This is a genomic window from Staphylococcus simulans (assembly GCF_003043455.1).
Lineage (GTDB): Bacteria > Bacillota > Bacilli > Staphylococcales > Staphylococcaceae > Staphylococcus > Staphylococcus simulans_A.
On record NZ_PZGG01000092.1, the window covers coordinates 1 to 5,958 of the forward strand.

5 protein-coding genes are annotated in these 5,958 nt (G+C 35.5%); 3 read left to right on the forward strand and 2 right to left on the reverse strand.

Annotated features, from left to right (window positions below):
• Positions 1–184 precede the first annotated feature (184 nt).
• Positions 185–1,672 carry an SdrH family protein gene (locus tag BU038_RS11605; protein ID WP_107606151.1) on the forward strand — a complete coding sequence of 496 codons (1,488 nt, stop codon included), beginning with the start codon at positions 185–187 and terminating at the stop codon, positions 1,670–1,672.
• Positions 1,673–1,766: 94 nt separating this feature from the next.
• Here the strand turns inward: BU038_RS11605 and mroQ are convergent, their stop codons facing one another.
• Entirely contained in the window at positions 1,767–2,510 is a 744-nt protein-coding gene (gene mroQ / locus BU038_RS11610) for an intramembrane glutamic endopeptidase MroQ (RefSeq protein WP_107606152.1), read from the reverse strand.
• A 216-nt stretch (positions 2,511–2,726) separates the two neighbouring features.
• On the opposite strand from mroQ, the gene groES reads away from it, so the two are divergent.
• Complete coding sequence (groES, locus tag BU038_RS11615) at positions 2,727–3,011, forward strand: co-chaperone GroES (RefSeq protein WP_002481716.1); 285 nt, start codon at positions 2,727–2,729, stop codon at positions 3,009–3,011.
• Positions 3,012–3,049: 38 nt separating this feature from the next.
• Positions 3,050–4,669 carry a chaperonin GroEL gene (gene groL / locus BU038_RS11620; RefSeq protein WP_107606153.1) on the forward strand — a complete coding sequence of 540 codons (1,620 nt, stop codon included), beginning with the start codon at positions 3,050–3,052 and terminating at the stop codon, positions 4,667–4,669.
• A gap of 105 nt (positions 4,670–4,774) precedes the next feature.
• On the opposite strand, the gene BU038_RS11625 is transcribed toward groL, so the two are convergent.
• The gene (locus BU038_RS11625) at positions 4,775–5,800 is read right to left on the reverse strand and encodes a threonine aldolase family protein (protein ID WP_107606154.1); all 1,026 of its coding nucleotides are present in this window, start codon (positions 5,798–5,800) and stop codon (positions 4,775–4,777) included.
• Positions 5,801–5,958 lie beyond the last annotated feature (158 nt).

Genomic DNA, 5,958 nt, shown 5'->3' on the forward strand with positions numbered 1-5,958 from the left:
ACTAAAGTACGCTATAAATTTCCAATATTGATAATAATCTGATATTTAGAAGCTTTATTTGGATTATTACAAATTATTAAGTATATTAACACTTCTTTTCATTCTAATATACATATAGAATTTAAAGATAAGTTCTTATATACTTAGGTTGATTGCTATATTTGATAAAAGGAGGTGCGTTAATATGAAAAAGAAAGTATACAAAAAATTAACATTGACCATCGCAGCAACAGGTTTATTATTACCAAATACCGTGACACATGCTGCAGAACAAACATCAAACAATCAACAAGCGCCTGTTTCAGAACAAACAGAAACTACTACTCAATCAGATGGTCTGAATAATCAAAGCGCGCCTGCAGAAGAAACACTAACTCAAAATCCTTCAACAGAAAATGACAGTTCAAATGAAACGACTTCATCAAGTGTTCAGTCAGATCAACCAAAGGACACAGCAACACAAAAAGATGACCAAACAACAACACAATCAAATAATACAACGACAAATGAGGAAACAAATACAACACAAGAAGATACTTCACAAAATACACCAGAACCAAAACCCAATACTCAACCTGAAGACAGTTCAGCAGGTGCAGAGGGTTCAGATAATCCAAATGATAGCGGTAATAATACTGAAACCGAACCTGCAAATCCAGATGAAACAAATCCAGGTGAAATAAATCCAGACGAACCAAAACCTGAAGATACAAATCCGGATGAAAAACCGCCTGCAGATGATAATACAGAAGAACCTGAAGATAATAATGAAACTGATAAAGGTCAAGGCGGAGCTACGATTCCGCAAAGAGGAGAGGGCGGTTCACATCCAGTTGAACCGACACCTGAGGAACCAGTACCAGAAGAACCAACACCTGAGGAGCCCGAACCAGAACAACCATCAGTACCAGAAGGGTCTGTAACTCCTGCAGTACCAGAAACGCCTGAACCGAGCTCATCAAATAATAATGTGCCTAGTAATAATAAGCCAGGTCAAAATTCATATCAACCGAATCAACAAGTCACACCAACTTCAAGCTATCATCCATCAGCTGACTATATACCGAACAGTTCTAATCTCGCTTCAGCAACACCTTCTTTAAATAGCAGGGTTAATGAACAGCAAACTACAGAAGATGTGATGCCGTTTTCAAATTTAGGTTTAAGCAGTGATCGTTTTGGACACTTGATAACAGGTTCGTTTAAATATAATCCATTCATTGTTCATCAGGTGGGTATGATTAGTGATGATACGCAGTCTACTGAAGATGATGTTCATGCAGTTCTGCAACCGCAAAATTTTAGTAACAATAGTAATTTAAACAATTTACAACAAAGTACGGGTTATTTTAAATATCAATATTTCAGTCCTATGAGAGCTCAGCAATATTATGCGAATTTAGATTTACAAATTTTAGGTTTAGTAACAAGCGATTTAGGATCAATGCCAGACTTAAAAGAAGTGAAGCGAGATAAGAAGGCTGAAGCTAAACAAACTACAAAACCTTCAGAAGATACAAAACAAAATGCGGATAAAGCGAAAAAGAAACATGAAGAAAAAACAACTGATAACCAGAAATATCCACGTTTGCTTAATACCTTAATGATTGTATTCGGTGCCGCATTTATCTGGTTTATTATACTGATGATTATGAAGCGTAAGAAACAATAATGTAAGTTTGAGTAGTAATTATTTAAATGAATAGATGCGCTATTTCACAAAAAAATCACGCAACAAGTTCAAGAGTAACCTGTTGCGTGATTTTTTAATATCCAATCATATGAAAAATAAATGATACAGATTCTTGCATTTTTTTAATATCGTCTGCGAATAATAATTGAATGACGACCACGTAACTATTCATTAAGATATGAATTAAAATAGGTACGGCAATGCGTTTGGTGTAAATATAAAAGCCAGCTAAAATAAAGCCCATACCAAAATAAATCAGAATGAAGTTTGGATCGTTATGTGCCATAGCGAATAATGCAGAACTGACTGTGCCTGCAATGATAAAGCGTATGACTTTATTACCTCTAAGAATATTGAAAATCTCACCGAAGATAACCTTTCTGAATACAAATTCTTCCAAGAAAGGTCCAGCAATTGCGACGAGTACAATGAAAATAGGCGCTTCTTGAATAATTTTCATAATGCCAGTTGTATTCGGACTTGGCTGATCGATTTTAAATACAAAATGATTTAATAGAGAAGCAATAATTTGATATAACAGTACGACGATGAGCCCAACAATGGCCCAAAGAATGACATAACGTTTTTGGACTTTCGGTTGCAGTTCTAAACGTGTTTTGTTTTTGATTTTATAATTCATCCACAGAATCACCAATGCAGCCAAAATCATTAAAATGACTTGTGTATACGATGTTGCAAGCATAAGATGTTTCCCTTTAAAATAATCAAACAAACCAGCACGATACAACATCTGTGGACCAAACAATGCAAGTCCATAAACGATTAGGGTTAGGATTGAAAACCATAGTCGTGACATAATGTAACTCCTCCATACTATCTAGTTGCTATATCCATTTTAAACTAAAAGTTTGTGCGAGGAAAATGAAATTCTAAATGCTTGATGTATTGACCAATTTTGATTAATATAGAAAGTGGATTAGCACTCTGGATATGAGAGTGCTAAACAAAACTTGATATGTAAATAAATCAAATATGAAATAAACAATTGCAACAGATTAGAGGAGGAACGACTATGCTTAAACCATTAGGGAATCGCGTGATAATTCAAAGAGTTGAAAGTGAACAAACAACTAAGAGCGGAATCGTATTAACAGATAAAGCGAAAGAAAAATCTAATGAAGGTAAAGTTATCGCAGTCGGACCAGGCAGAACTTTAGATAATGGTACTGTTATTACGCCTGAAGTTAAAGAAGGCGACACTGTGGTATTTGAACAATATGCCGGCAGTGAAGTACAAGTCGGTGAAGACAAATACCTTGTTATCAGTGAAGAAGAAATTCTAGCTATCGTACAATAATACATCAATCATAACAAATAACAGGAGGCTATAAACATATGGCTAAAGAAATAAAATTTTCTGAAGATGCACGTCAATCAATGCTTCGCGGTGTAGATCAACTTGCGAATGCAGTTAAAGTAACAATCGGACCTAAAGGTCGTAATGTCGTATTAGATAAAGAATTTACAGCACCATTAATTACGAATGATGGGGTTACGATTGCGAAAGAAATTGAACTTGAAGATCCATATGAAAATATGGGGGCAAAATTAGTTCAAGAAGTTGCAAATAAAACAAATGAAATTGCTGGTGACGGTACAACAACAGCTACAGTACTTGCACAAGCTATGATTCAAGAAGGATTAAAAAACGTAACAAGCGGTGCGAACCCTGTTGGTTTACGTAAAGGTATTGATTTAGCAGTAGGGGAAGCCGTCCAAGCTTTACATGATCAATCTCAAAAAGTAGAAAATAAAAATGAAATTGCACAAGTTGGTGCTATTTCAGCAGCTGATGAAGAAATCGGTCGATACATCTCAGAAGCAATGGATAAAGTTGGTAATGACGGTGTTATCAGCATTGAAGAATCAAACGGCTTCAACACAGAATTAGACGTAGTTGAAGGAATGCAATTTGATAGAGGTTATCAATCTCCATATATGGTAACAGATTCTGAAAAAATGGAAGCTGTGTTAGAACGCCCTTATATCTTAGTAACTGATAAAAAAATCAGCTCATTCCAAGATATCCTTCCATTATTAGAACAAATCGTTCAATCTAATCGTCCAATTTTAATCATTGCTGACGAAGTAGAAGGCGATGCTTTAACAAACATCGTATTAAACCGTATGCGTGGTACATTTACTGCTGTAGCAGTTAAAGCACCAGGTTTTGGTGATCGTCGTAAATCAATGTTAGAGGATATCTCAATTTTAACAGGTGCACAATTTATCACTGATGACTTAGGTTATGACCTTAAAGATGCATCTATTGATATGTTAGGTACAGCGAATAAAGTTGAAGTGACTAAAGATAATACAACAATTGTTAATGGTGACGGAGACAAAAATTCTATCGATGCGCGTGTATCTCAAATCAAATCACAAATCGAAGAAACAAATTCAGACTTCGACCGTGAAAAATTACAAGAACGTTTAGCTAAATTAACTGGCGGCGTAGCAGTGATTAAAGTCGGTGCCGCAAGTGAAACAGAATTAAAAGAACGTAAATTGCGTATCGAAGATGCATTGAACTCTACGCGTGCAGCAGTTGAAGAAGGTATTGTTGCTGGTGGTGGTACTGCATTAGTTAACGTATACAAACGTGTCAGCGAAATTGAGGCTGAAGGTGACGTTGAAACAGGTATCAATATCGTCCTAAAAGCATTAGAAGCACCTGTACGTCAAATTGCTGAAAACGCTGGTTTAGAAGGTTCAATTATCGTTGAAAAATTAAAACATGCTGATCCAGGTGTTGGTTACAACGCAGCTACTGGTGAATGGGTGAATATGTTAGATGCAGGTATCGTAGATCCTACAAAAGTAACGCGTTCAGCATTACAAAATGCTGCAAGTGTAGCTGCAATGTTCTTAACAACAGAAGCTGTTGTAGCTAAACTTCCTGAAGAAAATAATGATGCAGGCAACCCAGGAATGGGCATGCCAGGCATGATGTAAGATATATCACAAATAAAGCAGTTTAATTGATTAACTGCTATCAATAGAAAAGGCGCTTCATTAGCATTTATAGCTAATGAGGCGTCTTTTTTTGATAGATTTTATTTAAATATGTGCTTTGAGATAAGCTATATGTTCTTCACGTGTTGCCCAACTGGTCGCAAAGCGTACGATTTTATGCGTATCGTTGTATTTCTCCCAACAAGTGAATTTAATATATTGGCTTAGTCGTTCAATTGTTTCATTGTTCATAATAAAGAATTGTTGATTGGTCGGTGAATCTAAATAGAGTTGATATCCTTTTTCTACAAATGCTTGTTTGAGCTGCATGGCCATATCAACCGCATGTCGACTGATATCCAAATATAGGTTATTTGTAAATAATTCAGCAAACTGCACACCGATTAAGCGGCTTTTCGCAAGTAAAGCACCATGTTGTTTAACAATAGATGTAAAGTGCCTAGGCTCGTTATGACTAGTAAAGACGATAGCTTCACCACAAAAAGCTCCAATTTTCGTACCGCCTATGTAAAAGACATCTGCATATTTGGCAATATCTTTAATATTTAAATCAGCTGCATCACTGACTAAACCATAACCTAAACGTGCACCATCAATATATAACGGAATGTCATAAGCTTTACACATATTTGAGATGCTTTCTAATTCAGATTTTGTATATAAGGTTCCATATTCAGTAGGGTAAGAAATATATACCATACCCGGATAAACCATATGTTTATAGTTTGAGTCTTCATAGAAGTCATCAATGTAAGTTTTTACTTGATCAGCAGTGATTTTACCATTGTCAGAAGGTACCGTTAATACTTTATGACCACTGAATTCAATTGCTCCGGATTCATGTACACTGATATGACCAGTGTTTCCGGCAATGACACCTTCGTATTTGTTTAGCATTGCGTTAATTACAACTTGATTCGTTTGTGTTCCACCGACTAGAAAATAAACAGCAGCATCTGGCATATCAATTGCTTGTCTGATTTTACTGATTGCATCTGCAGTAAATGTATCATTGCCGTATCCAGACTCCTGTACGTAATTAGTTTGAACTAATTTTTCTAAAACTTTTTCATGTGCACCTTCTAGATAGTCATTTTCAAAAGATATCATGGGTCCTTCCTCCAATTCATTGTATTTTTTAATAATGCAATTCTAGCTGCAATACAAAAGTGAAATAAGTATTACTAATATTCAGAAAATAATGTTTGGAATTCAAGAACTCCAAAACTAAAATTCAATCATTTCAAATGTCTCATGCAGTTAGAGAA

Coding starts and splice junctions, on each gene's coding strand:
- BU038_RS11625 (WP_107606154.1), bottom strand. CDS start 5,800: ATGATATCTTTTGAAAATGACTATCTAGAAGGTGCACATGAAAAAGTT.
- groL (WP_107606153.1), top strand. CDS start 3,050: ATGGCTAAAGAAATAAAATTTTCTGAAGATGCACGTCAATCAATGCTT.
- BU038_RS11605 (WP_107606151.1), top strand. CDS start 185: ATGAAAAAGAAAGTATACAAAAAATTAACATTGACCATCGCAGCAACA.
- mroQ (WP_107606152.1), bottom strand. CDS start 2,510: ATGTCACGACTATGGTTTTCAATCCTAACCCTAATCGTTTATGGACTT.
- groES (WP_002481716.1), top strand. CDS start 2,727: ATGCTTAAACCATTAGGGAATCGCGTGATAATTCAAAGAGTTGAAAGT.